The organism is Roseovarius halophilus (ex Wu et al. 2025), from assembly GCF_047086965.1.
The window spans coordinates 1-25,772 of sequence record NZ_JBKOTX010000069.1 but is presented as its reverse complement, the minus strand read 5'-3'; the positions used below and the strand labels follow the sequence as shown (position 1 = coordinate 25,772).

Below are 25,772 nucleotides of genomic sequence, written 5' to 3'. Positions count from 1 at the left end.
CGCGGCGCAGGCGCGCCTCGGCCAGCGCGGTCCAGCCGTCGGGGTCATCCGGGGCGAGGCGGGCCGCCTTGGCAAGGCAGTCCTCGGCCTCGTCAAGGCGTGTCATGTCCAGCAGAGCGGCGCCGCAATTGCGCCACAGCCGGGCATCGCGCGGGCTGCCCCGCAAGGCGTCACGGTAGATTTCCAGCGCGCGGTCGGGACGGCCGAGCGCGCGGTGACAGGCGGCACGGATATCGCCAAGCGCCCGCATCCCGGGCGCCACGCGCGACAAGGCCCGTGCCTGTGCCAGCGCCTTTTCGTGCTGGCCGGCGCGGTGGAGGCGCAGGACGTCGTCGATCTCGGCCTGCGTGACGGCACGTGCGGCCGGATCGGGACGTTCAAGTTGCGCGAGGCCCTGCCGTGCACGCCGGTTCGCGGGAAAGCGCGCCAGCACCTCGGTATAGAGCTGCGCGGCGTCCGCCCGCGCGCCGCGCCGCGCGGCCGATTGCGCCCGCGCCAGAAGTTTCGTCACCTGTGTGGCCATGATCGCCCCTGTTCCCGGTGGGTTTCGGGAACAGGGTGGCGCCAAATGATTGCGAATTCGTCACCGGCAGTCGGATGGCCGGGCAGGGGCCAAGTGTCAGATGAACTGGAAATCGTCCAGCGTGAGGTCGGCCGCCGCGACGTTCTCGATCGTGACGATATGGCCGTCCAAGGTCATCTGCGCGCCGTCGGCGGTGTCGGTGATGTTCAGCGCGTCGAGGAAGCCCTGTACCCCGTTGCCGCCATTGTCGATGTTGGGCGTGCCGTCCAGCGTGCTGACCGTGCGGATCAGGAAGCCGTCGGTGCCGTCCTCGAAATCGGTGATGACATCGGCGTCGCTGTCCTTGAAGAAGTTGAAGACGAACAGGTCCTCCCCGTCGCCGCCGGTCATGGTGTCGTCACCGTCGCCGCCGTTGATCGAGTCGGTGCCGGCGCCGCCGTCGATGACGTCGTCGCGCCCGCCGCCGGCGAGGAAGTCGTCGCCGTCACCGCCCGCGATCTCGTCGTTGCCTTCGCCGCCGCCGACGCTGTCATTGCCGGCCCCGGCATCCACGGTGTCCTGCCCGGCGCCGCCGCCCATGTCGTCATCGCCGTCGCCGCCATTGACCACGTCGTCGTTGAAGCTGCCGCCCATCGTGTCGTTGCCGGTGCCGCCGTCGAGCGTATCGTCCCCCGCGCCGCCGTTCACCACGTCGTTGTCGGCCCCGCCGTCAACGGCATCGTTGCCTTGGCCGCCGCCCATGAAATCATCGCCGGCGTCGCCGCGCATGTCGTCGTCGCCAAGGCCGCCGCCCATCCGGTCATCGCCGTCCCCGCCGCTGGCCACGTCGTTGCCGTCGAAGGAGGAAATGGTGTCGTCGCCGGCGCCGCCGGACAGCGTGTCGTTGCCACCGCGGCCCTGCAGGCCGTCATTGCCGGCGCCGGCCTCGATCAGGTCGTTGCCCGGGCCGCCGGTCAGCAGTTCGCCGGAATCGCTGCCCGTCAGGGTCTCGTCCGGCTCAACGGGGTCCGGCGGCTCTGACGGCGTTTGGACGAGGTCCGCGGCGGCGACGGTGCGGTCGGCAAAGGCGAAGTTCTCGATCCCCCGGAATTCGTCGCGCCCGTCGGAATCGGTGATCGTGACCCCGCCATCGGTCTCGACGATCCCGGCGGCATCGAACGTGGCGTTGATGACGGCGGTATCCACGCCCGTGCCACCGGTGATGGTGTCATCACCCGGACCGCCGGCGATGGTGTCATTGCCCGACCCGCCATCGAGGAAATCGTTCCCGCCGGCGCCGTCGATGCTGTCGCTGCCGGTGAAGGCGGCAAGCGAGTCCGCCTCGGGGGACCCTGTCACGTCATCGTCGCCGGCGAGGATCAGTTGCGAGCTGCGCACCGGGTCGGCCTGCCGCTGAACAGCGACGAAAACCTCGTTCGCGTCTGCGTTGATGCCCGTGACCCTGAATTGCGGTTGCCCGTTAATGGACACGTCGAGCGTTTCGAGCGTGCCCAGGACATCGCCAAAGATATTGAACTGGAAATCACCAGAGTAGACGGCCTGTCGAACGCCATCCGAGACCGAGATCCGGGTGGCGGTAGCGCTTACGTCGTTGCCGAACCAGATGTTAACCGGGGGAACACGTGTTGCCAGAAAGGCGTTTGCGGTTGCCAAGGTTCCTGTCCTTTCTTCTTAATCAAATCACTTGTCTACACGTCTAAATTGTGTTTCGGAATCTTGCAATCGTGTGACGGCCATTCGAGGCCCCGCCCTGACGTCCCGAACGCGAAACGCCGCCCCGGGAAGGGGGCGGCGTTCGGAAAATTCGCGCGGGTGGCGGGCTTCAGAAGCCGAGGCCCGCGTACTTGTTCTTGAACTTGGAGACGCGGCCGCCCGCGTCGGTCAGCCGGTGGCCGCCGCCCGTCCAGGCCGGGTGCGAGGTCGGGTCGATGTCGAGCGAGATCGTTTCGCCCTCGGCGCCGTAGGTCGAGCGCATCTGCACGACGGTGCCGTCGGTCATCTTGACATCGATGACGTGATAATCGGGATGGATGTCTTTTTTCATCGTATCGCTCCTTAGGCCGAGGCGTTCGATCTGGGCTTGTAGGTGGTGTCCTCGGCGATGCGGGCCGATTTGCCGCGGCGCGCGCGCAGGTAGTAGAGCTTGGCACGGCGGACGCGGCCACGGCGGATCACCGTGATGCTGTCGATGTTCGTCGCGTAGAGCGGGAAGACCCGTTCCACGCCTTCACCGAAGGAGATCTTGCGCACGGTGAAGGTGCCGGCGATGCCCTCGCCGTTCTTGCGGCTGATGCAGACGCCTTCGAAGTTCTGCACGCGGCTGCGCGTGCCTTCCGTCACCTTGTAGCCGACGCGCACGGTGTCGCCGGCCTTGAAATCGGGGATGGTCTTGCCGAGCTCCGCGATCTGCTCGGCTTCCAGTTGAGCGATCAGGTCCATCGCTGTGACTCCTAACTATGCTTGCGGTTCGATCCGCAAAGGTGTTGCGCGCCTCCAGAGCTCTTGGTCTTCTTCCGGGTCCATCGGGTGATGCCCGCCAGAGATACAGGTCGTCTTTACTTGATCGCGGCGCGCGGCGACCCGTTTCACGGGGGCCGATGGCGGAGGCGGCGAAGAAACCGCGGCACATCGGGCGAACGACACACGCCCCCGAGTCGGGCCAGCCCGCCGGGATGCGCGGTGTCTAGGGAATTTTGCCCGCCGTGGCAAGGGGATTTGCCGCCCGCGGCTCAGTCGTCGTCGCGCCGGTTGCCGCGCGCGCGCCAGAGGTCGGGCCGGCGGGCGCGGGTCAGTTGCTCGGCCTGATCGCGGCGCCATTCGGCGATGCGGCCATGATGGCCCGACATCAGCACATCGGGGATGGAATGACCGCGCCATTCGGCGGGTCGGGTGTATTGCGGATGCTCCAGCAGCCCGTCGGAGAAACTTTCCTCCTCGGTCGAGGCGGCGTTGCCCAGAACCCCGGGCAGCAGCCGCACCGTGGCGTCGATCAGCGCCTGCGCCGCGATCTCGCCCCCGGTAAGGACGAAATCGCCGAGGCTGACCTCGTCGATGCCGTACTGGTCGATCACCCGCTGGTCCAGCCCCTCGAACCGGCCGCAGATCAGCGTCAGGCCGGGGGCGCGGGCGAAATCGCGCGCCATCGCCTGCGTGAAGGGGCGGCCGCGCGGGCTGGGATAGACGAGCGGGGTGCCGGGCGGGGCCCCGGCCTGTGCCGCGTCGATCGCGCGGCCCATCACGTCGGGGCGCAGCACCATCCCGGCCCCGCCGCCGGCGGGCGTGTCATCGACGTTGCGGTGGCGCCCCTCGCCGAAGGGGCGCAGGTCGATCGTGTCGAGCTGCCACAGCCCGTCCTTGAGCGCCTTGCCCGTCAGGCTTTCGCCCAGAACGCCCGGGAAGGCCTGCGGCAGCAGGGTGATCACCCGCGCCGTCCAGACACCGGCAAGCCGGGGCGCGGGATCGACGAGTTCCTGCGGGGTCAGGCTGGCCGAGATGGACTTGCGGCCGTGGGATCGGGGCGTGTCGCTCATGCGGGCAGGCCATAGCGGGCCGGACGCCGCGTGGCAAGCCGCGGCGCCGTTTCAGAACAGGCCGTCGGGCGGGTCGGCGACGATGCGGCCGGCGGCCAGATCGACGGTCGGCACCGCCGCGCGCGTGAAGGGCAGCAGGACGGTGGCGCGCAGGCCGGGGCCGTGGATTTCGAGCAGGTCGCCCGCGCCGTGGTTGAGCACCGCCTTGACGCGGCCCAGGACCGTGCCGCCGGTATCCACCACCTCGAGCCCGATCAGGTCGGCATGGTAGAACTCGTCATCCGGCAGGGCGGGCAGGCGCGCCCGGTCGAGGTAGAGGCGGTTGCCGCGCAGCGTGTCGGCCGCCTCCTTGCTGCGCACGTCGGACAGGCGCGCGCTGAAGCCGTTGCTGATCTGCCCGGTCAGCGTGACGTCGAAGCTGCGGGTGCCGTCCTCCGTCGAGAGCGGGCCGTAGCCGGCGATGTCCTCGGGGGTGGCGGTGAAGCTCTTGAGCCGGACCTCGCCGCGCGTGCCGTAGGCGCCCGCGATCGCGCCCACGCAGACCCTTTCGCCGTCGCCGCTCATCCCGTCGCCCCCCGGCAGAGCCCCGCGGCGACGTGACCGCCGGCCTCGGCGCAGCGCTGGCCGTGCTGGCGGCGTTCGAAGACGACCCCGGCGGCAAAGACGAGGGCCATCAGGAAAAGCGTGCGAACGGGGCGGCGCATCTCAGCGTGTCTCCATCGGCAGGGTGCCGCGCCGGTCTTCCCAGCCGACGCGTTCCAGTTCGGGCGTGTCGGTGTCCGCCGCGGGCCAGCCCACGCAGAGATAGGCGACCAGCGCCCATGCGCCGGGCACGTCGAGGTCGCGCGCCAGCCTGTCAGGATCGAGGATCGACACCCAGCCCACGCCCAGCCCGCGCGCCCGCGCGGCCAGCCAGAAATGGGTGATCGCGCCGACCACCGAATAGCGGCGCATCTCGGGCATGGTAAGCTGCCCGAGACTGGCGCCCTTGCCTGTTTCCTCGTCACAGAACACCGCCAGTTGCACCGGTGCCTCGGTCATGCCGGAGAGTTTCAGCCGACTGTAGTGCTGCGCCCTGTCGCCGTCATATCCCGCAAGCGCCCGGTCATTTGCGGCGCTGAAATTGTCCAGCGCCGCGCGGCGCGCGCCCGCGCTTTCAACGCGGATCACCCGCCACGGTTCGCTCAGCCCGACGGAGGGCGCCAGCAGGAAACTGTCGAGACAGTCCCGCAGCAGCGCCTCCTCCACCGGCGCAGTGTTGAAATGGCGCACGTCGCGGCGCCATTTCATCAGGTCGCGCAGGTCGGCCTGGAAATCGGGGGGGAAGCGTGACATGGCGGCGCCCGTCGCGCCTCAGCCCTTGGCCGCCTCGGCGGCGGGCGACCCGGCCGCGGCGGCTGCTTTCTCGGCCTTTTCCTCGGCGCGTTCCCGGGCCTTCTTGCCGGGCTGGGCCTTCTGCTGATTGGATCGCTCCTTCTTGTCGAGCACGCCCGCGGCTTCGAGGAAGCGCGAGATGCGGTCGGAGGGCTGTGCGCCCTGGTCGAGCCAGTACTTGATGCGCTCGACGTCCATCTTGACGCGATGCTCGCTGTCCTTGGGCAGAAGCGGGTTGTAGGTGCCCAGCTTTTCAAGGAATCGGCCGTCCCGCGGCATCCGGCTGTCGGCGGCGACGATCGAGTAATGCGGGCGTTTCTTGGAACCGCCGCGGGCAAGTCTGATTTTCATGGCCATTTGTCTGTCTCCTTCAATGGCGGGTTGGGTGGGCCATCGGCCCACTCTAGGACTGGTGTCTCTGGTGGTGCTGAATGACTTCAGCGATGATGAAGTTCAGGAACTTCTTGGCGAATTCCGGGTCGAGATCGGCCCGGTTCGCCAGGTCTTCGAGCCGCGCGATCTGTGCCGCTTCGCGGTCGGGATCGGACGGGGGAAGGTCGTGACGGGCCTTGAGCCGGCCCACGGCCTGCGTGTGCTTGAAGCGTTCGCCCAGCGTGTAGACAAGGATCGCGTCAAGCCTGTCGATGCTTTCGCGATGCTCTTGCAGAAGCTCGGCGGCGCGGGCGGCGGCGTCAGTCAACGGGCATTCCTTTCGGCTTGAAGAGCGGATCGCAGTAATGGCTGATTTCCAGTTCGATCCCGTCGGCGATCTGGCCGGACTTCAGCGTTTCGGGCGAGGGGTGGCGGTAGACGGCGTCGTTGCCGTCGATGGTTGCCGCTGTCTTGTCCTTGACGCAGCCCAGACGCTCGGCAAGCCGGATCGAATCGAGGTTCTTGGGGTCGATGTAGCTGACCGCGCCGTCCCAGCCCATCGGCCCGTAGAGGTGGCGGCGCACCGCGTCGGTGGCTTCGAGCGCGTAGCCTTTCCCGGCCTTCTCGGGCCAGATGATCCACGCGATCTCGCGCTCGGGCCACTTGGCGGGGTACCAGCCGCCGGCCATGCCCAGCGTCGCGTCGGTTTCCCTGTCGTGGATCATCCACATGCCGTAGCCCCGGATCTGCCAGTGCCCGATCTCGGCGGCGTACAGCATCCACGCCTCGTAGGCATTGAGCGGCCCGCCCATGAAGCGCGAACGGTAGGAACTGAACGTCGCCTTGAAATTCGGGTAGTCCTGCGGCTCGGGGCCGCGCAGCACGAGGCGCCGGGTTTCGAGCCGGGGAATGTTCGTCGTCGGCATCACGTATCCCCCGGTGCGGGGTGGCGGTAGACAAGCGTGCCCTCCCAGTTGGGCAGGGCGGGCAGCGCGGCGTCCGCGTCGTAGCGGCAGCCCAACCGTTCGGCCAGCGCGATGGAGCGGGTGTTGTCCGCGTCGATGTAGCTGACAGCCGTGGTCCAGCCCAGCCCGACGAAGGCATGGTCGCGGGCCGCCGCCGCGGCCTCGGCGACATAGCCCTTGCCCTCGTGCGCCTTGGACCAGACGGACCAGCCGATCTCGGGCTCGGCCCAGCCCTCGGGATAGAGCGGCCCGACGGCGCCGAGCGCCGCGTCGCTGCCCTTCAGGCAAAAGACGAACATGCCGTAGCCGCGCAGCACCCAATGCCCGACAAGGTGGCCGAAACTGCGCCATGCGTCGGGCCGGGTATGGGGCCCGCCAAGGTGGCGCGCACGGTCCGAGCAGAGAAAGGCGGCACATGCGTCCCAGTCCTGCGGGCCGGGGGCGCGCAGGGTGAGTCGCCCGGTTTCGAGCGCCGGTGTCCCGCTGAGCCGGACGGTCACGCGTAGGCCTCCGGGCTGCCGTCGTCATCGCCGAGCGTCATGCCCAGCTCGGCGGGGCCGGGGTGGCGGAACAGCTGCTCGGCGCCCATCTCGACGTTGTCGTAGTCGCGTTCGAACCATGCGCCCAGCCGCTCGGCCAGCGCGACCGAGCGGTCGTTGCCGGGCACGATGTTCGAGGTGAGCGTGGTCAGCCCCAGTTCCTCGTAGGCCCACCGGCGCGCACGCTCGGCGCCTTCGTAGGCGATCCCGCGGCCCTCGAAGCCCTCGTAGACGACCCAGCCGATTTCAGGTTCGGGCCAGCCTTCGGGGTTCCAGATACCGGTGATGCCGCAGGGGTCGCCGGTTTCCTTCCATTCCATCGTGAAATAGCCGTACCCCCGGAGCGCCCAGTGCCCGATGGAACAGGCGAACCAGCGCCATGCCTTGGACCGGTTCTTCTCGGCGCCGAAGCCCCAGGCGCGGGCCTCGTCGGTCAGGAAGGCGGCCAGCGGGTCGAAGTCCGACGTTTCCGGGCCGCGCAGGACCAGCCGCGGCGTTTCCAGCCGGGGAATGTCGAGCGTAAGGGTCATGCGCGTGTCTCCGGGACGGGGCGCGGTGATGCCGCGGGTGCCGGTCTGGAGGCCGGGACCCGCCGGCGGGGACGTTCGGGGCCGGGCAGGGACAAGTCGGTCATTTCTTCTTGCCGAAACCGCTGAGGCCCGGGGGCAGGCCCTTGCCGCCGCCCATGCCCGGCATCCCGCCGCCCATCTGCTTGGCGGCCTGTTCCAGCGCCTTGGAGTCCATGCCCTGGGCCATGTCCTCGGGGGCGGGGGTGCCGCCCTTGCCGAACATGCCCTTCATGGCCTCTTTCATCATGCCGCCCTTGCCCATCTTCTTCATCATGTCGGCCATCTGGCGGTGCATCTTGAGCAGCTTGTTGAGCTCGCTGACCTCCAGCCCGGCGCCCCGGGCGATGCGTTTCTTGCGTGACGCCTGAAGCAGCTTGGGATTGGCGCGTTCCTTTTTCGTCATCGACTGGATGAGCGCGATCTGCCGGTTGAGGATGTGGTCGTCCACGCCCGCGCTTTCCATCTGCTTGGCCATCTTGCCCATGCCCGGCATCATGCCCATCACGCCTTCCATGCCGCCCATCTTCTGCATCTGTTCAAGCTGCATCTTGAGGTCGTTCATGTTGAACTGACCCTTCTGGAAGCGCTTCATCATGCGCTCGGCCTGTTCGGCCTCGATGGTTTCCTGCGCCTTCTCCACGAGGCTGACGATGTCGCCCATCCCGAGGATGCGGCCAGCGATGCGTTCGGGTTCGAACGCCTCGATCGCGTCCGTCTTCTCGCCGGTGCCGACGAAGCGGATTGGCTTGCCCGTCACCGCGCGCATCGACAGCGCCGCGCCGCCGCGCCCGTCGCCGTCCATCCGGGTGAGGACCACGCCCGACACGCCGATCTTGTCGTCGAACTCGGTGGCGACGTTGACCGCGTCCTGCCCGGTCAGCCCGTCCACGACCAGGAGCGTTTCACGCGGCGAGACCGCGTCGCGCACGTCCGCGGCCTGCCGGATCAGTTCCTCGTCGATATGCAGGCGGCCCGCGGTGTCGAGCATGTAGACGTCGTAGCCGCCCAGCGATGCCTGCGTCCGCGCGCGCTTGGCGATGGCGACCGGGCCCTCGCCCTTGACGATGGGCAGCGTGTCGACCCCGATCTGGCGGCCGAGGATTTCGAGCTGCTCCATCGCGGCGGGGCGGTTGACGTCGAGCGAGGCCATCAGCACGCGCTTGCCGTCCTTTTCGTGCAGGCGCTTGGCCAGCTTGGCGGTGGTCGTCGTCTTGCCCGACCCCTGCAGGCCGACCATCAGGATCGGCGCCGGCGGGTTGTCGATCTTGAGCGCGCCGGGGTCCTCGGCGCCGGTCAGTGTCTCGACCAGCGCGTCATGCACGATCTTGACGACCTGCTGGCCGGGCGTGACGGACTTGGTGACGGCCTGCCCGGTGGCCTGATCCTGCACCTTCTTGATGAAATCCCGCGCAACGGGCAGCGAGACGTCGGCCTCGAGAAGCGCGACGCGGACCTCGCGCAGGGCCGTCTTGACGTCCTCCTCGGAGAGCGAACCCTGCTTGGTCAGCCGGTCGAAGACGCCGGAGAGCCGTTCGGACAGGTTTTCAAACATCTTCCGGGCCTCCTGTGCCGGTTGCTGTCATGCCTCCCGAAAGTAGGGGCGGCGGTTCAATGCATAAAGACCCCCACGGGCGAAACTCGCTGGTGGGGGGCGATCCCGGCACGGGGCCAAGGGACCGGAAGCCTTGTACACTTCCGGAAGCTGCCTTGCGTCTAGGGCCGGCGGCCGGGGGAGTCAAGCCCCGCGCATGGGACGGCCGCCGCAAGGGTTGCGTCGGCGCGCCGAAAGGGAGAAACACGCGGGGAGCGAACAAGGAGAACAGCATGGCGGACGCGACAACGGCGCACCAGGACAGCCTGCCGGTGAGTTCCGACGCGCTTCTGGCGCGGCTGCGCGCGTGGGGCGTGCCGCACGACCTGCACGAACACGTGCCGCTGCGGACGGTGGCGGACGCCAGGACCGTGCAGGGGGCCGTGATCCCGGACAGGCCCGGCGCCGTTCACGTCAAGAACTTCTACCTGCGCGACAAGAAGAAGCGCAATCACCTCGTCGTGCTGGAACAGGACCGGGACGTGGACCTGAAGGCGCTGGGTCGGATGATCGGCGCGGGCGGTGTCAGTTTCGGCTCGCCCGAGCGGTTGATGCAGCACCTCGGTGTGCGCCCCGGCGCGGTGAGCCCGCTGGCAATGGTGACAGGGGTGGACAGTGACGTTCGTCTCTGGATGGACGCGGCGATCGGCGCGGCGTCGGTCGTGCACGTGCATCCGCTGGTCAACGACCGGACGGTCGCGCTGTCGCCGGATGCGCTGCTGGACGTGCTGGCACGGTTCGGGTGCCGGCCGGGCTGGCTGGAATTTTGACGGTCCGCGCCGCGCCAGCGGCGGCGGACAGGCCCTTCGCGTGACGTGTTTGCCCGGGGGGACATCGCGGGCCTGCCCGCATTCGGAGGGTGAAAGCCATGGAAAGCTGGGACGAGGTCAAGACCGCCTACAATGTCGCACGGATCGGCACGGTGAGCGGCGCGGCGGAGGTGCTGGGCGTGCATCACGCCACTGTCATCCGCCATATCGACGCGCTGGAGGAGCGGCTGGGCGTCAAGCTGTTCCAGCGGCACGCGCGGGGCTATACCCCGACCGAGGCGGGCGAGGACCTGTTGCGCGTCGCGCAGGCCACGGACGACCAGTTCAGCCAGCTTTCGGGGCGCATCCGGGGGCGCGGCAACGATGTCTCGGGCGAGCTGGTGGTCACGTCGCTGGGCGGGCTGAGCCATCTGCTGGTGCCGGTCCTGACCGATTTCCAGCGTGATTACCCCGACCTCGTGGTGCGTTACCTGACCGGGGACCGCTTGTTCCGGCTGGAATACGGCGAGGCGCATGTCGCCCTGCGCGCGGGCAGCGCGCCGGAACAGCCGGACAACGTGGTGCAACCGTTCTTCGAGCAGCGCTTCGCGCTTTATGCCAGCGAGACCTATACCGCGCGCCACGGCCGCCCGGCATCGGAGGCGGAATTCGGCGCGCACCGTTTCGTCAGCGCGGACGACCCGAATTCGCGCGCACCTTTCGCCAAGTGGCTGCGCGAGACGGTGCCGGCCGACCGCATCATCTTCCGCAGCGGTGACATGCACGCGCAGCGCCGCGCCATCGCCGAGGGGGCGGGCATCGGGTTCATGTCGCAATTGCAGGCGGCCGAGATCGGCGGGTTGGAGCAGATCATAGAGCCGCGGCCGGAATGGGCGGCACCGCTGTGGCTGGTCACGCACATGGACCTGCACCGCACGACGAAGGTGCAGGCGTTCCTGAGCTTTCTCAAGGAACGGTCCAAGACGTGGGAGGCGTTGTGACGCCGGTCCTTCGCGGTCATCTGGCCATGCTGGCCTTTTCGGGGTTGGTGGCCGGCTCCTTCGCGCTCGGGGGGATGGTGGCCAATCACATCGCGCCGACGGCGCTGAACGCCGTGCGCTTCGTGATCGCCGCCCTGCTGGTCGGCGGCTTGGCGCAGATCCGAACGGGGCTGCCGCGTACGGCTTTCGCGGCGCCGTGGCGCTACCTGCTGATGGGCGGGTCGATGGGGATCTACTTCGTGCTGATGTTCGAGGCGCTCAAGACGGCCGCGCCGGTTTCGGCGGCGGCCGTCTTCACGCTGACGCCGATCATCTCGGGCGTCTTCGGGTACGTGCTGCTGCGCCAGATCACGACGCGGCGCATGGCGCTGGCCCTGCTGGTCGGCGGGGCGGGCGCGTTGTGGGTGATCTTTCGCGGTGATCCCGGCGCGCTGCTGGCCCTGCAGATGGGGCGGGGCGAGTTGATCTACCTGCTGGGCTGCACGGCCCACGCGTTCTATACCCCGCTCGTGCGCAAGCTGAACCGGGGGGAGCCGCTGGTGGTCTTTTCCTTCGGGGCGATGGCGGGGGCGGCCGTGCTGCTGGTGCTGACGGGCTGGCGCGACATCGCCGCGACCGACTGGGCGGCGCTGCCGCCGATCGTCTGGATCACCATCCTTTACACGGCGGTTTTCGCCACGGCGATCACCTTCGTGCTGCTGCAATACGCGTCGCTGCGACTGCCGAGCGCCAAGGTCATGGCCTACACGTACCTCACGCCGACATGGGTGATCGGCTGGCAGGCGGCGCTCGGCCACGGTCTGCCGCGCGGCATCGTGCTGGGCGGCGTCGCCCTGACGGCCGTCGCGCTTTTCATGCTTCTCAAGGACGAGCACCCGGCGGGCTGAGCGGGCGGCCGGCCTGTCAGGTGTTCGGTCAGGTGTCCGGCAGCTCCTTCGCGAGGAACCGCTCGAAGGCGTCGAGGTTGACGGGCTCGAACTGGCCGAACCCCTGCATCCAGATGCTGGCCTCGCGCAGCGCGTCGGGATCCAGTTTGCACCATTTCACCCGCCCGCGCCGCTCCTGCGTGATCAAGCCTGCGCGGGTCAGGATCGTCAGGTGCTTCGACACGGCGGCGAGGCTCATCTCGAAAGGGTCGGCGACATCCGTCACGGCCATGTCATCTTCCAGCAGCATGGCGAGGATCGCGCGGCGCGTCGGATCGGCCAGGGCATGGAAAACGGTGTCGAGGTCATGGCTCATGTCCGTTCATTACGCCGCGGTGCCGCCCAAGATCAACCGTATGGTTGAATATGGCAAATGCGGCGGATCGCGCCGTACGGGTGGCCGCGGCAGTCTGCGCCGGCCGGGTGTGAGTGTAAAATAAATAAATAAAACAATTACCTATAGTAATTTCTGCGGCGTGCGAAGCGCGCTTGACTCGGGGCGCGCCTGCGCATAGCAAAAGCGCAACCGTTCCGGAGGGGCAGAAGGTGGCCGACCCTGACAAAAGCGAGCGCCTGATAGAGCTGCAAAGGCGTATCGACGACATAAAGGGAAAGCAAGCGCCGCCGCCCCACCAGGAAAGCCATTACAGCCAAGCGCAGCACGCCTGGCGGATGGTGATCGAACTTGTGGCCGGTCTGCTGATCGGTTTCGGCATGGGGTACGGGCTGGACAGCCTGCTGGGCACGTTGCCCATCTTCCTCGTGCTGTTCACATTGCTGGGTCTCGCCGCGGGCATCAAGACGATGATGCGCAGCGCGCGGGAGATGCAGCAAACCGACGATGGGGCCGACGAGGCGGCGGATGACACGCCCGGCACGGGCGGCGAGAAGAGGGTGAAAAATGGCGACTGAAGCGAACGGTGCCGACTACGCAGACGGTGGAGGGCTTGTTTTCCACCCAATGGATCAGTTCATCGTCGAGCCGCTTTTCGGGGATGGCCCGGTCGGGCTGTTCACGGTCACCAACGTGACGCTGTGGATGGCGCTGTCGGTGCTGGCGATCTTCGCGCTTCTGGTGCTGGGCGCGTCGAAGCGCGCGACGGTGCCCACCCGTACCCAGTCGGTGGCCGAACTGGCCTACGGTTTCATCCGCAAGATGGTCGAGGACGTGGCCGGCAAGGACGCGCTGCCGTATTTCCCCTACATCATGACCCTGTTCATGTTCATCGTCATCGCCAACTTCCTCGGCCTGCTTCCGGGGGCGTTCACGACGACCAGTCACATCGCCGTGACGGCCGTGCTGGCGCTGCTGGTCTTCGTGTCGGTGACGGTTCTCGGCTTCGTCAAGCACGGGTCAGGCTTCCTCGGGCTGTTCTGGATCAGCTCGGCGCCCCTGCCGCTGCGGCCGATCCTCGCGCTGATCGAGGTGATCTCGTACTTCGTCCGCCCGGTCAGCCACTCCATCCGTCTTGCAGGCAACATGATGGCGGGGCACGCGGTGATCAAGGTCTTTGCCGCCTTCGCACCGCTGGTTCTGATCTCCACCGGCGTCGGTATCCTCGTGACACCGCTTTCCATCCTCGCGATCACCGCGATCTACGCGCTGGAGCTGCTGGTGGCGTTCATTCAGGCCTACGTGTTCACCATCCTGACCTGCGTCTACCTCAAGGACGCGCTTCACCCCGCGCACTGACCTCATCATCGGCGGGCCCCGTGCCCGCCCCCGAGAAACCGGTGGTTCCGGCTGCCGACAGTCCACACGAAACAACGCAAATTCCAACGTAAGGAGAATCGAAATGGAAGGCGACATCGTTCAAATGGGTGCTTACATCGGCGCCGGTCTGGCCTGCACGGGCATGGGCGGCGCGGCTCTCGGTGTGGGGCACGTGGTTGGCAACTTCCTGTCGGGTGCCCTGCGCAACCCGTCGGCGGCCGGTGGCCAGACCGCAACCATGTTCATCGGTATCGCGTTCGCGGAAGCGCTGGGGATCTTCTCGTTCCTCGTCGCGCTTCTGCTGATGTTTGCCGTCTGATCCTCGCGGAACCTGATCCTTACGGCCGGGGGGCGGCGTCATGCCGCCGCCCGGTGTAAACGGAAAGTTCCCATCAGGAGGACGACATGGCGACCGAAACGCACGAAACCACCAGTGCCTGCGTCGACAGTGCGGGCGGCGCCATCGGTCTGCCGCAACTCTGCGGCGACTGGATAGGCAACCAGATTTTCTGGCTGATCGTCACGCTGGTCGTGATCTACTTCATCCTGTCGCGTATCGCGCTGCCGCGGATCGCATCCGTGCTGGCCGAACGTCAGGGGACGATCACCAACGATCTTGCCGCCGCCGAAGACCTCAAGGTAAAGGCGGAGGAATCCGAGGAAGCTTATAACAAGGCGTTGGCCGATGCCCGCGCCGAGGCGCAGGAAATAATCGCCGCGGCCAAGGCCGACATCAAGGCCGACCTCGACGAGGCAACCGCCAAGGCCGATGCCGAGATCGCGGCGAAATCCGCCGAGAGCGAGAAGCGGATCGCGGAAATCCGCGCCAGCGCGCTTGACGCGGTCAAGGACGTGGCGCATGACACCGCGACCGAGCTTGTGTCCGCCCTTGGGGCCAAGGCCGACAAGAAAACCGTCACCGCGGCCGTTGACCGGCAGATGAAGGGATAAGGGATATGAAACGCAGTCTTGCCACCCTGATCGCCCTGACGTCAGCCAGCCCCGCTTTTGCGGCATCCGGCCCGTTCTTCTCGCTGGGCAACACGAACTTCGTGGTGCTGATCGCGTTCCTGCTGTTCATCGCGGTTTTGGTGTATTTCAAGGTGCCCGGCCGGCTGGGCCGCAAGCTGGACGAGCGGGCCGAGGGCATCAAGTCCGAGCTGGACGAGGCACGCGCCCTGCGCGAGGAAGCCCAGGCCCTGCTGGCCGGCTACGAGCGCAAGCAGAAAGAGGTGCAGGCCCAGTCCGAACGCATCGTCGCCCATGCCAAGCAGGAGGCGGCCGAGGCGGGGGAACAGGCCAAGGAAGATCTCAAGGACTCGATCGCGCGCCGGATGAAGGCCGCGGAAGACCAGATCGCCTCGGCCGAGGCCGGTGCCGTCAAGGAAGTGCGCGACCAGGCCGTCGATATCGCGGTCGCGGCGGCGCGCGAAGTCATCGCGAAACAGATGTCCGCCACCGAGGCGAACAAGTTGATCGACTCGGCCATCTCGGACGTCGATACCAAGCTGCATTGAGCGGCCGACCTCGCCGGTGACGCATACCGCTCGAAGGGCCCGGGGCAATCCGGGCCTTTTCGTTTGCCGGGCTGTCAGCCCCCGGTCAGCAGGAAATCCCCGGCGCCGAGCTCGCCCGGGGACATGTCCAGCAGCAACAGGTCGCGATCTGGCAGGCTCAGTCGCGTGCCGGCGGCCGTTGCGTGCAGGGCCGGGATAGCGGCCGCGTCGAGCAGAACCTTGTCGCGGGCCGGGTCGAAATCGGTCACTACATCCCGCTCGCAGCCGCCATGCGTACGGAAAACGAATACATCCGCACCGGGCCCTCCGGTTAGCACATCGTTGCCCGGTCCCGCGTTGAGCCGGTCATCGCCATCGCCCCCGTCGAGCGTGTCATCGCGACCGCCCCCGGCGAGGAAATCATCACCCACCCCGCCATCGATCCGGTCATTGCCCAGCCCGCCGCCGACCGCGTCATCACCGGCCCCGGCCATGATCCTGTCGCGTCCCGGGCCACCGCCCAGGGAATCGTGCCCGCCGTCGCCCTTGATCGTGTCGTCGCCGACGGCACCGCCCGCGATGTCGGTCTCCGCGCCGCCAAGCAGGCGGTCGGGGTCGGCTCCGCCGCGCAGGGTGTCCGCGCCGCCAAGTCCCAGCACCACCGTCGCCGCCCCGCGCGCCGCCAGGAAATCATCGCCCTCCGCCGCGCCAACGATCGCGGCCTTGCCCGCAAGATCCGCCATTGCCTGCGCCTCGGGATGCGCCACGGCAAAGGCACGCGCCGCCTCGGCATAGAGAAACGGATCATGCGCCGGCCCGAAGAGGGGGCCCGTCACGTCGGCCGCGCCCCCGTCAACGGCCACCTGGTCGAACCGGACGGCGCCGGCCAGCGGGGTGTTGTCCGCCAGCAGCCGCGCCGGCGCGTAATCGGGCAGCGTCGCGGGAAACGGCACCGGATCCCCGAGATTGACAAGATCGAGATGCCCGGCAGGGCGTGCAACCGGCCCGTCCGACCCCGATACGGGCGGATCGGCGTCCGGTGCCGCCAGCGCGGTCAGCACGTCGGGCGCCAATCCGGGCGAGCCCAGGGATACGCTTTCCACCTCGAAATCGCGCCGCCATCGGGGCGCCACCAGAACCGCGAAGAGATCCGCCATCGCGCCGCCAAGGCTGTGGCCCGTCACGACGATCCGCTCGATCCCTTGCGCCGCGGCATAGGCGCGCGCGGCCTCGAAAAACGGGGCCAGCATCCGGAAATACGCGGCCTGCCCGGCGCCCGTCCATGCCTGTCCGCCGAGGGCCGCATCCACAAGGTTGTCGGAGCCCCGCAGCCCCAGGTAGAGCGTGCCCCGGCCGGCCAGCCCGCTGCCGTCGCCGCGCAACGCCACCGCCTCCGCCGGCTGGCGGTCCATGAAAACGGTCGCGGCCTGCAGCGCGGCGGGCCCGGCCGCCAGCCCGAGATCCGCGGCCAGCGCCGGGACATCCGGATGTTCGAGCGCGATGTCCGACACGAAGCGCGTCCCGCCCTCGAAGACCCCGGCAGGCGTGATCCGGTCGCGCGTATCCGTCGGCAGGTAGGCCGAGAGGTCCACCACCGACAGCCCTTGCACGGCGCCGTCCGCATCCGCGGCGATGGCCGTTGCCGGGTCGGGGGCATAGCTGCCGAGCGCGGCCTGAAGCGATGTCACCAGGCGCGCCGCCAACGTCTGGTCCGTGTCCCGCGCGCTTACCACGCCGGCCCCCGCGCGCGCCGATCCTCACACGCCCGATCTTCGGGGACCCGGCGCCGGCGTTTCTTCTCGGTTGAAATACCCTCGCCGAAGGCGTCCGCCGGGGCCGCGCGGGATGCCGGTGATCCCGTGATGCCCTGCCGGGGCCGTAGGCACCCCGCCCGCGTCACAACCGCCGCATCCAGAATTGCAGCGGGTGGTCGGTTTCCGCCGGCTGGTCGATATCCTTCCAGCGGAAATGCGCGACCGCCCCCTCGACCGGGGCGTAGCCGCGCTTGCGCCAGAACGGATCGAGCGGTTGATACCCGTCGGGTTTCAACGGGTGCGCCGCCGGCCGCACGACACCGCAGAAAGCGCTGTACCGCCGGCCGAGGTCGCGGGCATGAGCCTCGCGCGCGTCGAAAAAGGCGTGCCCGATGCCACGGCCGCGGTATTGCGGCAGCAGCACGCTCTCGGCGCAGTAGAAAATGTCGCGCAGGTCGATGTCCCGTCCGTCGAAGGCAGCGGCGAAATCCTCGGCGTGATCCTCCATCGGCGTCCCGGTCGCCGCGCCGATCAGCCTGTCGTCGTCGAACGCCCCGACCACGATGGCGTCGGTGCTGTCCTCGTAGGTTTTCAGGTAGTCACGTTCATAGGCCGCCGACCCGTCATACAGGTACGGCCAGGCGCGGAACACCTCGATCCGCAGTCGCGCCACGTCGTCAAGCGCCGCCGAAAGCGCGGGGCCGGTCAGCCGTGCCACCCGCGTCATGACGTGACCTGCCGCTGCCAGTCGGCAAGGTTGTAATAGGTGACGACACGGGTGATCAGCCCGTTTTCCAGCGAAAAGAAAGACCCTGCCGGCAGGCGGTAGGTCTGGCCGCGGGCTTCGGGCAGGCCGTCATCGGTCTCGATATACGTGCCGGTCACCACGTATTCCGCGGCCGCGCGGGTGCCGCCCTCGACGTCGAAGATCACCATGTCGGTCAGTTCCTCGCGGTAGCAGCGGTTCATGTGCTCGCAGAAGCGCTGGAAAAGCTCCTTGCCGTGGCGCATCCGCCCCTCGTTCACGTGATGCGCCACGTCTTCGGACAGGCAGGCCAGCATGGCCGGCACGTCACCGCGGGCGAAGGCGTCGAAATAGGCTTTGACTGTCGCGTTCATTCCGTCTCCCTCGGGTCGCCCCAGCGTTGCTTGAGGTGGGAAATGATCTGGTCCCGGGTCTGGCGATAGGCGTCGAGCTTGGCCTCGCGCGTCTCGCCCAGCCCGGTCGGGTCCATGATCGGCCAGTAGAGCACGTCGAGGTGAAAGACCCGCGTGAGTTCCAGCGCGCGCCGCTGGCTTGCCGGGCTCAGCGCCACGATGAGGTCGAACGAGGACAGGTCGTCGCCCCATTGTTCCATCTCGTCGAAGCTGCGCGTGCGGTGGCGGGCCAGCGCGACGCCGATCTCCTCGCAGACGGCGATCGAGAAACCGTCGATTTCCATGTCGCCCTTCACGCCGGCGGATTGCACATAGGTATCCGAGCCGTAGAACTTCTTCATGATGCCCTCGGCCATCGGGGAACGCACGGCATTGTGGTCGCAGCAGAAAAGCACAGACTGCGGAAGATCGCAGACCACCCCGTCAGCCCCCGAAATGCAGCACGCAGATCAGGGTGAAAAGGCGCCGCGCCGTGTCGCTGTCCACCTGTGCCTTGCCTTCGAGGCGCTCCTCGAGGATCCGCGCCCCTTCGTTGTGGATGCCGCGCCGAGCCATGTCGATGGTCTCGATCTGGCTGGGCGGCATGTTCTTGACCGCATCGAAATAGCTTTCGCAGATCGCCCAGTAATCCTTGACCACCTGCCGGAACGGGCTGAGCGACAGGTGGAATTCCGCCGCGGGCTCGCTGTTCTCGGTGCGGATGTCGAAGACGAGCCGCTTGTCACGGATGGAAAGCGCGACGCGGTAGGGGCCATCGGGCACCACGCGGTCGTCGCGGTTCGGCAGGCTGAAGGAATTTTCCTCGATAAGGTCGAACATGGCCACCTTGCGCTCCTGCTCGATCTCGGGGGTCGGCGGGGGCAGGTTTGCGTCGTCCAGTTCGATATGGCTTATGCGGCTCATGGGATGGCCTTTCGCTTCGGCTGGGTCTTCCCTAGCGCAGCGCCCCTGCCGGGGCAATGCGCCCCCGCGACCACGCGGGGCGTTTTTGCGTCGCCGTGGCCCGCGCGCCCAGGTAGGGCGTTTCGCGGAGCGGCCGGACGGGCACCCCGCGCGCCCCGCTCAATGCAACCGGAACCGGTTGCGCAGCCCGAGGCCGAGGAAGAACAGCAGCACCACCCCCGCCACCGTCTGCGCCCCGGCAAGGGCCTGCAGCCAGCCGGGCAGGTCCTTCAGCACATGGGTAAAATAGAGCCGGCGGAGCCCGAGGAAGGCGAACAGGTTCGCGAATGACAGACCGAAGGGGCCGAGGATACTCACCGGCGCCGTCCCGGCGATGATCCCGGCGGCGAAATGAAACAGGTAGGCAAAGCCTGGCAAAAGCCACGAAAGGGCCAGCCCCGCCGCCGGCCGCGCCACGCTGTAACCGTAATCCGAAATCAGGCTGTAAAGACAGAACAGCAGCTTGTGAAACCGGTCCGCCAATACCCGCTTGCACCGCATCTCCTGCCGCAGGAAGAAATGCTCGTCATCGGGGTTGTGCGCCTCCGCCGCGATCTGGCGCAGCCGTGTATAGGCTCGCTTGCCGTCATCGGCGTTGTCTTTCGTGGGCTTCGGCCAGTTATTTCGCTCGGTTGTAAAACTCGTGTCGTGGTGCATCTCGCGGTGGTGGAATTTCGGCGCCCATCTCTCGAACTCCGCACCGGCAAACACGGTTTTGGACTTGAAAGCCCCGTTCGAAAAATCGGCCGGCCCGTCAAAATGCGCGGCCTTAAAACGGGCAGACCCGCCAAAATGCGTGGTGTTAAAGACGGCATGGTCCGCGAAATGGGCATCATCGAAAAAGGCAGGCCCGGCGAAATGCGCAGCACGGAACTCGGCACGCTTGTTAAAATGCGCGTGGCAAATAAAGTCCGCGTAGTCAGCAAAATACGCGGCCTGGAAGAATGCACGGTCTGCGAAATGTGTGCCTCTGAAGTGGGCAGGCCCGGCAAAGTGCGCCTTGAAAAAAATGGTAGTCCCGGCAAAATGCGTGTCGCTGAAAGTGGTGAACCCGGGAAAAACGCAGCCCTGCATGACAAGCGCGACGGGAAAATGCGTCTCCCTGCAGTCGATTCTGTCCGACGGGTTCGGGATCGGCACGTCAGGCCCCAGCCGCCGGGCGAATTCGGCTTCCAGCGTTTGCCGCTCCGCCGCACTCAGCGGCGCCACCTCAGCCGCCGGCACGCCCAACTCCTCCGCCAGCGCCGCGCGGGCCGCGTCGTCCATCTCCGCGCAGGCCCAGCCGTTCCAGAACCGCCGGTTCCGCGCGGCGAGGTCGTCGAAGGGAGCGACGGGCTCGGTGGTCTCGTACTCCCCCGCGATGGTCGCCAGCACGTACCACGGGTTCTTCGCCGCCGGGTTCAGCACGACCCCGTCATTGCGCCGCACCTGCCCTTCGGCCAGCGCGTGCGTCGCCACGATCGCGCCGGCCGGCAGCTCCGGGTCTTGCAACTTGTCCTCGGCCACGGCACCGCCCTCCTTGCCCGCCACGCTAGGCGGCCCGGCGCGGCGCTGCAACCGGCTGGCCGCCTTTGCCGGTCGCGCGCTGCGAGCGCGTCGTTTCAGCCCTCGTTCAGCTTGTCGAGCCGCGCGCGAACGCTCAGCCCGTGCGCCTCGAGGCTTTCGGCATTGGCCAGCGTCTCGGCGGCCGGCCCCACCGCCCTGAGGGCCTCGGGCGTCATCCGTGCCAGCGTGGTCCGCTTGAGGAAGTCCATGACGCTCAGCCCGGACGAGAACCGCGCCGAGCGGGCGGTGGGCAGCACGTGGTTGGGGCCGCCGACATAGTCGCCGATGGCCTCGGGCGTCCAACCACCGAGGAAGATCGCGCCGGCATGGTGTATCCTGTCCGCCAGCGCCTCGGGGTCGGCGACGCAGAGTTCCAGATGTTCGGGCGCCATCCGGTCGGCCAGCCCGGCTGCCGCATCCAGATCCGCCACCGTGATGATCGCGCCGTGGTCGCGCCAGCTTGCCCCGGCGATGTCGCGCCGTTGCAGCGTTTCGAGGCGACGGTCGATCGCGCCCGCCACGGCCGTCGCGAAATCCGTGTCATCGGTGATCAGGACGGCCTGCGCGCTTTCGTCGTGCTCGGCCTGGCTGAGCATGTCGAGCGCGATCCAGTCGGGGTCGTTGTCGGCATCGGCGATCACCAGTATCTCGGACGGGCCGGCGATCATGTCGATCCCGACCGTGCCGAAAACCTGCCGCTTGGCGGCGGCCACGTAGGCGTTGCCGGGGCCGGTGATCTTGTCGACGGGCGGAATGGTCCGCGTGCCGTGGGCCAGCGCGGCGATCGCCTGGGCCCCGCCTACGCGGTAGATCTCGTCCACGCCGGCGATCCGGGCGGCCAGCATCACCAGCGGGTTCGCCACGCCGTCCGGGGTCGGCACGACCATCGCCAGCCGCTCGACGCCCGCCACCTTGGCGGGGATCGCGTTCATGAGCACCGACGACGGATAGGAGGCAAGCCCGCCGGGCACGTAGAGCCCCGCCGCGCCCACGGGGCGCCAGCGCCAGCCCAGCGTGGCGCCGGCCGCATCGGTCCAGCTGGCATCTTCGGGGACCTGCCTTTCGTGATAGGCCCGGATGCGGTCGGCGGCGGTGGTCAGGGCCTGCTTCTGGTCCATCGGGACTTGCGCGACCAGCGCGTCGATCTCTTCGGTCGTGAACCTGAGTCCCTCGGGCGTCAGCTCGAGGCGGTCGAACCGCTCGGTCAGGTCGATCAGGGCGGCATCGCCGCGCGTGCGCACGTCGCCGATGATGGCAGCGACCACCTCGTCGATTTCGGGCGCGTCCTCGCGCTTGGCGGACAGCAGCGCATCGAACGCCGTTTCGAAACCGGGTTCGCGCGCATCGAGTGTGACGGGCATGGCAGACCTCCTTGGACGGGTGTCACATAGACCGATGCGCGCCGGGCCTCAAGCGGGCGTATTGACCGGGGTTAATGCGCGCGCGTCCGCCGCACGGGACAAGAAGGGCACGCGTAACTTACAGGGAGAGTCCCATGAAATTCTTCGCAGCATCCGCATGCGCCGCGCTTTTCGGGATGGCCGTTTCAGGGGCCGCCTTGGCGGAGGAGACCGGCAAGGACGAATACATGAACAATTGCGCGTCCTGCCATGGCGAAACCGGCGCCGGGGACGGACCGCTTGCCGACCTGATGACGGTGAAAGTTCCCCCGCTGACAGGGCTGACAGCGGCCAATGACGGTGTCTTTCCGATGCTCGATGTGATCCACACCATCGACGGCCGGCAGGGTATTCGCGGGCACGGCTACCCGATGCCCGTCTGGGGTGACAGGTTCACCGGCCAGGTCGACAACGCGGGTCCTTACGGCTCGGAGGTGATCGTGCGGGGCAGGGTGCTGTCGCTGGCCTATTACCTGGAATCGATTCAGGACTAGCGCGGCGCCGTCACGAGTCGTCATCGTGAGAGGGCGCCCGTCCCGAGGGCGCCCTGTAGGGGCGCGTCACGTCCCTCAGGCCGACCTCGAGCGCTTCGACGTTCAGGCGGATCGCACCGTCACCGGCAAGCGTCAGCAGCACGTGGCCGCCGCACTCGTCCTCGGGTTCGAACGTCACCGTCAGAAGCGACAGGATGGTGTCCGTGTCGTTGCGGTCGATGCCGTGGCTGGCCACGGACAGGACGTTGTCCACCAGCAGCACGGACTGAACGCGTTCGGGCGTTCCCTCGCCACGGCGCGTATCCTCCCAGCGGAACCGGTTGACCAGTAGCGCGAAGCGGCGTTCGCGGGGTCGCCATGTCATTTCCGTGATCGGGAACACCGCGTCCTGCGCCAGCGAGGAGATCACCCGCAGGTCGTCGTCATCGAACGCGCCAAGGTTGAGCGGCGCGTCGCGTCCGTCCTCGAATCTGGCATCTTCGGTCATCAGCCGGACACCCTCTCGATGCGGGCGCCCACGGCGCCCAGTTTCGCCTCGACGCGTTCATAGCCGCGGTCGAGGTGATACACCCTGTTTACCACCGTTTCCCCCTCCGCGGCCAGCCCGGCAAGGATCAGGGACACGCTGGCGCGCAGGTCGGTTGCCATCACCGGCGCGCCCTTCAGCCGCTCGACCCCGGTCACGGTCGCGGTGCCGCCCTGCACGTCGATCCGCGCGCCCATCCGCATAAGTTCAGGGGCGTGCATGAACCGGTTTTCGAAGATCCGCTCCTCGAGGACGCTGACGCCGTCGGCCGTGCACATCAGCGCCATCATCTGCGCCTGCAGGTCCGTGGGGAAGCCCGGGAAGGGGGCCGTGGTGACATCGACCGATTTCACCCGGCCGTTCCGGCGGTGCACCATGATCCCGTTCTTCGTCTCCTCGATGGCGATTCCGGCGTCGTCGAGCTTCTCGCAGAAGGCGCCAAGCAGCTCGATACGGCCGCCGAGGCACTCGACCTCGCCCCCGCAGATCGCCGGGGCCAGCATGTAGGTGCCCAGTTCGATCCGGTCGGGCACGACGGGGTGTGTCGCACCGTGCAACCGTTCGACGCCCTGTACGGTGATCGTCGGTGTGCCTTCGCCCTCGATCTGCGCGCCCATGCGGCGCAGGCACCGCGCCAGATCGACGATCTCGGGTTCCTGCGCGGCGTTCGTCAGAACGGTCGTGCCGCGGGCCAGCGTTGCGGCCATCAGCGTGTTTTCCGTCGCCCCGACCGAGACGATTGGAAACTCGACCGTGCCGCCCCTGAGCCCGCCGGGTGCGCGGGCGTGAACATAGCCCTCCCGGAGCTCGAGCTCGGCCCCCATGGCTTCGAGCGCGCGCAGGTGCAGGTCGACGGGCCGCGCGCCGATCGCACACCCACCGGGCAGCGACACCACCGCGTGGCCGTCCCGCGCAAGCAGCGGACCCAGCACCAGGATCGAGGCGCGCATCTTGCGCACGATGTCGTACTCGGCCACGTGGCTTGTCAGCGCGTGGCTGGACAGCGCCAGCACCTGCCCGTCCTGCATCTGCGTCACCTCGGCGCCCAGCGATTGCAGGAGATGCGCCATCGTCTGGATGTCCGACAGGCGCGGCGCGTTCGTCAGCGTCAGCGGTTCCTCGCTGAGCAGCGTGGCCGGCATCAGCGTCAGGCAGGCATTCTTGGCCCCTGCGATGGGGATCTGCCCCTTGAGCGGGCCGTTGCCCCGCACGATGATCGAATCCATCCGCTCTACCCCTTGTCGGGCGTCTTGCCGGGCTTGTTCGTGGCCCGCGCCCGTGTCTGCGCCTTGCGTCGTGCGAGATTGGCCTTGAGGGCGGCTTTCAGCCTGTCCTCACGGCTTTCGCCCGTTTTGTCGCCTTGATTGCGCGGTTCGTTTTTCTTCATGCGCTACTCCTTACAGCAGGCGGGAAAAAGGGTCCAGATTAGGCTTGCACGATCGGGTCGAAGCGTCTAATCACCGCGCCACGCGGGCTGCTGTAGCTCAGTGGTAGAGCGCACCCTTGGTAAGGGTGAGGTCGGGAGTTCAATCCTCCCCAGCAGCACCATTAATCCGCGCCCGCCCTTTCGGAAAAAAGATGTTCTCCTGCCGCCACGGCGTGTCGGCCCGGGCGGGTGGTTTCGTGCCTCAGGACAGCGTGCCGATGCGGGTTTCCACGCTGTAACCGGGCGCATAGCTTAGCCGGACGGCGGTGATGGGGGCATCATGATCCCAAGTGACGCGGTTGACCACGAAGACCGGGGCGCCGACGGCGCAGTCCAGCAGCCGCGCCGTGTCCGCGTCGGCGGTGCCGGCGCTGAACCGGATATCGCCGTGGGTGTAAGGGGCGGTGGCCAGCAGCCATTCGTTGGCGCTGACCGTCGCGAAATCGCGCTCGGCAGCGCCGGGCACCGTCGGCAGGCTGATCCAGCGGTTCTCCAGCACGAAGGGCACGCCGTCAGCGCTGTGAAGGGCCTCGACGTGGAGGCAGCCGCCGGCCGCGCCCGCGTGGTCCATGACCGTGCGGGCCCAGCCCTCGGGCGCCTGTTCTGCCCGGGCCAGCAACCGGTATCCGTAGGTCTGTCCGCGCGCCTCGATCTCCTGCCGGATCACGGGGATGTCCAGCGTGGCGCGGCTGACCGGGTGCAGGGCCACGCGCGTGCCGGCCTTGCGGCGCCGTTCCAGTATCCCGGTATCGGCCAGCGCCTGCAGTGCGCGGTTCACCGTGGCCCGCGCGCAGCCGAATTCCCGCGCGAGCGCGACCTCGCCGGGAATGACATGGCCCGGCGGCCATTCGCGCGCGTGGATGCGCCGGAGAACCTCGGCCTGCACGGCCTGCCAGCCGCCGATGCGCGCGCCGCGGGTCATAGCGTTTCTCTCAGCGGGGCAACGGCGCGTCGATAGGCGGCGATGATCGCGTCGCGGTCGCGGTGGCGGCCCTCTTGCACCGTGTGGCGGCCTGCCGACCACACGTCGCGCACCATCCTGTCATCGCCCGCGAAAATCCAGCCGTCGAGCGTCGCGTCGCCAGCCAGACCAGCGAGATCGCGGTGATCGGCGTCGAGTGCCAGCAGGTCGGCCCAGTGCCCCGGCGCGATGCGGCCCGACGCGCGCCCCGCCGCCC

35 protein-coding genes, 1 tRNA gene and 1 pseudogene are annotated in these 25,772 nt (G+C 67.9%); 10 read left to right on the top strand and 27 right to left on the bottom strand.

Features of this window, described 5'->3' with window-relative positions; genetic code table 11:
• The 14 genes from ACH107_RS15075 to ffh form a co-directional block, all read right to left on the bottom strand.
• On the bottom strand, nucleotides 1–523 hold a 523-nt coding region (locus tag ACH107_RS15075; RefSeq protein ID WP_412506542.1), incomplete at its 3' end, for a tetratricopeptide repeat protein.
• A 96-nt stretch (nucleotides 524–619) separates the two neighbouring features.
• Entirely contained in the window at nucleotides 620–2,176 is a 1,557-nt protein-coding gene (locus tag ACH107_RS15070; protein ID WP_412506541.1) for a calcium-binding protein, read from the bottom strand.
• 169 nt (nucleotides 2,177–2,345) lie between these two features.
• Nucleotides 2,346–2,567 carry a 50S ribosomal protein L31 gene (gene rpmE, locus ACH107_RS15065; RefSeq protein ID WP_412506540.1) on the bottom strand — a complete coding sequence of 74 codons (222 nt, stop codon included), beginning with the start codon at nucleotides 2,565–2,567 and terminating at the stop codon, nucleotides 2,346–2,348.
• Nucleotides 2,568–2,578: 11 nt separating this feature from the next.
• Nucleotides 2,579–2,962: a 50S ribosomal protein L19 gene (rplS, locus tag ACH107_RS15060; protein WP_412506539.1), complete on the bottom strand. Its 384-nt coding sequence runs from the start codon at nucleotides 2,960–2,962 to the stop codon at nucleotides 2,579–2,581.
• A gap of 290 nt (nucleotides 2,963–3,252) precedes the next feature.
• Nucleotides 3,253–4,053, bottom strand: coding sequence for a tRNA (guanosine(37)-N1)-methyltransferase TrmD (gene trmD, locus ACH107_RS15055; protein WP_412506538.1), 801 nt, complete (start codon nucleotides 4,051–4,053; stop codon nucleotides 3,253–3,255).
• Nucleotides 4,054–4,104: 51 nt separating this feature from the next.
• A complete protein-coding gene (rimM, locus tag ACH107_RS15050) occupies nucleotides 4,105–4,617 on the bottom strand; it encodes a ribosome maturation factor RimM (RefSeq protein WP_412506537.1) in 513 nt (170 codons plus the stop codon).
• Nucleotides 4,614–4,757: a hypothetical protein gene (locus tag ACH107_RS15045; RefSeq protein WP_412506536.1), complete on the bottom strand. Its 144-nt coding sequence runs from the start codon at nucleotides 4,755–4,757 to the stop codon at nucleotides 4,614–4,616. Before ACH107_RS15045 ends, rimM begins: the two co-directional genes overlap by 4 nt.
• Before the next feature lies 1 nt (nucleotide 4,758).
• Nucleotides 4,759–5,388 carry a 5,6-dimethylbenzimidazole synthase gene (gene bluB / locus ACH107_RS15040; protein WP_412506535.1) on the bottom strand — a complete coding sequence of 210 codons (630 nt, stop codon included), beginning with the start codon at nucleotides 5,386–5,388 and terminating at the stop codon, nucleotides 4,759–4,761.
• 18 nt (nucleotides 5,389–5,406) lie between these two features.
• A complete protein-coding gene (gene rpsP / locus ACH107_RS15035) occupies nucleotides 5,407–5,784 on the bottom strand; it encodes a 30S ribosomal protein S16 (protein ID WP_412506534.1) in 378 nt (125 codons plus the stop codon).
• Nucleotides 5,785–5,830: 46 nt separating this feature from the next.
• Nucleotides 5,831–6,127, bottom strand: coding sequence for a chorismate mutase (locus tag ACH107_RS15030; RefSeq protein WP_412506533.1), 297 nt, complete (start codon nucleotides 6,125–6,127; stop codon nucleotides 5,831–5,833).
• Complete coding sequence (locus tag ACH107_RS15025) at nucleotides 6,120–6,725, bottom strand: GNAT family N-acetyltransferase (RefSeq protein WP_412506532.1); 606 nt, start codon at nucleotides 6,723–6,725, stop codon at nucleotides 6,120–6,122. The genes ACH107_RS15030 and ACH107_RS15025 overlap by 8 nt, the downstream gene beginning before the upstream one ends.
• The gene (locus ACH107_RS15020) at nucleotides 6,725–7,264 is read right to left on the bottom strand and encodes a GNAT family N-acetyltransferase (protein ID WP_412506531.1); all 540 of its coding nucleotides are present in this window, start codon (nucleotides 7,262–7,264) and stop codon (nucleotides 6,725–6,727) included. Before ACH107_RS15020 ends, ACH107_RS15025 begins: the two co-directional genes overlap by 1 nt.
• Nucleotides 7,261–7,833 carry a GNAT family N-acetyltransferase gene (locus ACH107_RS15015; protein WP_412506530.1) on the bottom strand — a complete coding sequence of 191 codons (573 nt, stop codon included), beginning with the start codon at nucleotides 7,831–7,833 and terminating at the stop codon, nucleotides 7,261–7,263. The genes ACH107_RS15020 and ACH107_RS15015 overlap by 4 nt, the downstream gene beginning before the upstream one ends.
• Nucleotides 7,834–7,933: 100 nt before the next feature.
• Nucleotides 7,934–9,424 (bottom strand): signal recognition particle protein, encoded by a 1,491-nt coding sequence (ffh, locus tag ACH107_RS15010; protein ID WP_412506529.1) that lies wholly within the window; start codon nucleotides 9,422–9,424, stop codon nucleotides 7,934–7,936.
• A gap of 272 nt (nucleotides 9,425–9,696) precedes the next feature.
• On the opposite strand from ffh, the gene ACH107_RS15005 reads away from it, so the two are divergent.
• The 3 genes from ACH107_RS15005 (at nucleotide 9,697) to ACH107_RS14995 (ending at nucleotide 12,100) form a co-directional block, all read left to right on the top strand.
• Complete coding sequence (locus ACH107_RS15005) at nucleotides 9,697–10,233, top strand: prolyl-tRNA synthetase associated domain-containing protein (protein WP_412506528.1); 537 nt, start codon at nucleotides 9,697–9,699, stop codon at nucleotides 10,231–10,233.
• 98 nt (nucleotides 10,234–10,331) lie between these two features.
• Entirely contained in the window at nucleotides 10,332–11,213 is an 882-nt protein-coding gene (locus ACH107_RS15000) for a LysR family transcriptional regulator (RefSeq protein WP_412506527.1), read from the top strand.
• Nucleotides 11,210–12,100: a DMT family transporter gene (locus tag ACH107_RS14995; protein WP_412506526.1), complete on the top strand. Its 891-nt coding sequence runs from the start codon at nucleotides 11,210–11,212 to the stop codon at nucleotides 12,098–12,100. The genes ACH107_RS15000 and ACH107_RS14995 overlap by 4 nt, the downstream gene beginning before the upstream one ends.
• A gap of 28 nt (nucleotides 12,101–12,128) precedes the next feature.
• On the opposite strand, the gene ACH107_RS14990 is transcribed toward ACH107_RS14995, so the two are convergent.
• Nucleotides 12,129–12,455, bottom strand: a complete 327-nt coding sequence (locus ACH107_RS14990) for an ArsR/SmtB family transcription factor (protein ID WP_412506525.1) — start codon at nucleotides 12,453–12,455, stop codon at nucleotides 12,129–12,131.
• A 230-nt stretch (nucleotides 12,456–12,685) separates the two neighbouring features.
• Between ACH107_RS14990 and ACH107_RS14985 the strand changes: the two genes are divergently transcribed.
• From ACH107_RS14985 to ACH107_RS14965, 5 genes are all read left to right on the top strand, one after another.
• Nucleotides 12,686–13,051: an AtpZ/AtpI family protein gene (locus tag ACH107_RS14985; RefSeq protein WP_412506524.1), complete on the top strand. Its 366-nt coding sequence runs from the start codon at nucleotides 12,686–12,688 to the stop codon at nucleotides 13,049–13,051.
• A complete protein-coding gene (locus ACH107_RS14980) occupies nucleotides 13,041–13,832 on the top strand; it encodes a F0F1 ATP synthase subunit A (protein ID WP_412506523.1) in 792 nt (263 codons plus the stop codon). Before ACH107_RS14985 ends, ACH107_RS14980 begins: the two co-directional genes overlap by 11 nt.
• A gap of 103 nt (nucleotides 13,833–13,935) precedes the next feature.
• A complete protein-coding gene (locus ACH107_RS14975; protein WP_412506522.1) occupies nucleotides 13,936–14,172 on the top strand; it encodes a F0F1 ATP synthase subunit C in 237 nt (78 codons plus the stop codon).
• A gap of 86 nt (nucleotides 14,173–14,258) precedes the next feature.
• Entirely contained in the window at nucleotides 14,259–14,804 is a 546-nt protein-coding gene (locus tag ACH107_RS14970; protein WP_412506521.1) for a F0F1 ATP synthase subunit B', read from the top strand.
• 5 nt (nucleotides 14,805–14,809) lie between these two features.
• Nucleotides 14,810–15,370: a F0F1 ATP synthase subunit B gene (locus ACH107_RS14965; protein WP_412506520.1), complete on the top strand. Its 561-nt coding sequence runs from the start codon at nucleotides 14,810–14,812 to the stop codon at nucleotides 15,368–15,370.
• Nucleotides 15,371–15,444: 74 nt separating this feature from the next.
• Here ACH107_RS14965 and ACH107_RS14960 read toward each other — a convergent pair whose 3' ends face one another.
• From ACH107_RS14960 to hisD, 7 genes are all read right to left on the bottom strand, one after another.
• Nucleotides 15,445–17,037 (bottom strand): lipase family protein, encoded by a 1,593-nt coding sequence (locus tag ACH107_RS14960; RefSeq protein WP_412506519.1) that lies wholly within the window; start codon nucleotides 17,035–17,037, stop codon nucleotides 15,445–15,447.
• A gap of 208 nt (nucleotides 17,038–17,245) precedes the next feature.
• A complete protein-coding gene (locus ACH107_RS14955) occupies nucleotides 17,246–17,830 on the bottom strand; it encodes a GNAT family N-acetyltransferase (RefSeq protein ID WP_412506518.1) in 585 nt (194 codons plus the stop codon).
• Complete coding sequence (locus tag ACH107_RS14950; RefSeq protein WP_412506517.1) at nucleotides 17,827–18,222, bottom strand: ketosteroid isomerase-related protein; 396 nt, start codon at nucleotides 18,220–18,222, stop codon at nucleotides 17,827–17,829. Before ACH107_RS14950 ends, ACH107_RS14955 begins: the two co-directional genes overlap by 4 nt.
• Complete coding sequence (locus ACH107_RS14945; RefSeq protein WP_412506516.1) at nucleotides 18,219–18,680, bottom strand: low molecular weight phosphatase family protein; 462 nt, start codon at nucleotides 18,678–18,680, stop codon at nucleotides 18,219–18,221. The genes ACH107_RS14950 and ACH107_RS14945 overlap by 4 nt, the downstream gene beginning before the upstream one ends.
• 4 nt (nucleotides 18,681–18,684) lie before the next feature.
• Complete coding sequence (locus ACH107_RS14940) at nucleotides 18,685–19,164, bottom strand: UPF0262 family protein (protein ID WP_412506515.1); 480 nt, start codon at nucleotides 19,162–19,164, stop codon at nucleotides 18,685–18,687.
• 159 nt (nucleotides 19,165–19,323) lie between these two features.
• Nucleotides 19,324–20,709, bottom strand: coding sequence for a pentapeptide repeat-containing protein (locus ACH107_RS14935; RefSeq protein ID WP_412506514.1), 1,386 nt, complete (start codon nucleotides 20,707–20,709; stop codon nucleotides 19,324–19,326).
• 95 nt (nucleotides 20,710–20,804) lie between these two features.
• Nucleotides 20,805–22,109 carry a histidinol dehydrogenase gene (gene hisD / locus ACH107_RS14930; protein ID WP_412506513.1) on the bottom strand — a complete coding sequence of 435 codons (1,305 nt, stop codon included), beginning with the start codon at nucleotides 22,107–22,109 and terminating at the stop codon, nucleotides 20,805–20,807.
• Nucleotides 22,110–22,243: 134 nt separating this feature from the next.
• Here hisD and ACH107_RS14925 point away from each other — a divergent pair, with 134 nt between their 5' ends.
• Nucleotides 22,244–22,642: a c-type cytochrome gene (locus ACH107_RS14925; RefSeq protein ID WP_412506512.1), complete on the top strand. Its 399-nt coding sequence runs from the start codon at nucleotides 22,244–22,246 to the stop codon at nucleotides 22,640–22,642.
• 10 nt (nucleotides 22,643–22,652) lie between these two features.
• Here ACH107_RS14925 and ACH107_RS14920 read toward each other — a convergent pair whose 3' ends face one another.
• Genes ACH107_RS14920 through ACH107_RS14910 form a run of 3 tightly spaced genes read right to left on the bottom strand, consistent with a single transcriptional unit; the run spans nucleotide 22,653 to nucleotide 24,555 of the window.
• Nucleotides 22,653–23,129: a DUF2948 family protein gene (locus ACH107_RS14920; protein ID WP_412506511.1), complete on the bottom strand. Its 477-nt coding sequence runs from the start codon at nucleotides 23,127–23,129 to the stop codon at nucleotides 22,653–22,655.
• A complete protein-coding gene (gene murA, locus ACH107_RS14915) occupies nucleotides 23,129–24,394 on the bottom strand; it encodes a UDP-N-acetylglucosamine 1-carboxyvinyltransferase (protein ID WP_412506510.1) in 1,266 nt (421 codons plus the stop codon). Before murA ends, ACH107_RS14920 begins: the two co-directional genes overlap by 1 nt.
• 5 nt (nucleotides 24,395–24,399) lie before the next feature.
• A complete protein-coding gene (locus ACH107_RS14910) occupies nucleotides 24,400–24,555 on the bottom strand; it encodes a hypothetical protein (protein ID WP_412506509.1) in 156 nt (51 codons plus the stop codon).
• A gap of 86 nt (nucleotides 24,556–24,641) precedes the next feature.
• Here ACH107_RS14910 and ACH107_RS14905 point away from each other — a divergent pair.
• Nucleotides 24,642–24,716, top strand: a tRNA-Thr gene (locus ACH107_RS14905).
• An 80-nt stretch (nucleotides 24,717–24,796) separates the two neighbouring features.
• On the opposite strand, the gene ACH107_RS14900 is transcribed toward ACH107_RS14905, so the two are convergent.
• The gene (locus ACH107_RS14900; protein WP_412506508.1) at nucleotides 24,797–25,516 is read right to left on the bottom strand and encodes a UTRA domain-containing protein; all 720 of its coding nucleotides are present in this window, start codon (nucleotides 25,514–25,516) and stop codon (nucleotides 24,797–24,799) included.
• Nucleotides 25,513–25,772, bottom strand: a pseudogene (locus ACH107_RS14895) (formimidoylglutamate deiminase); the annotation flags it as partial. The gene ACH107_RS14900 and the pseudogene ACH107_RS14895, both read right to left, overlap by 4 nt.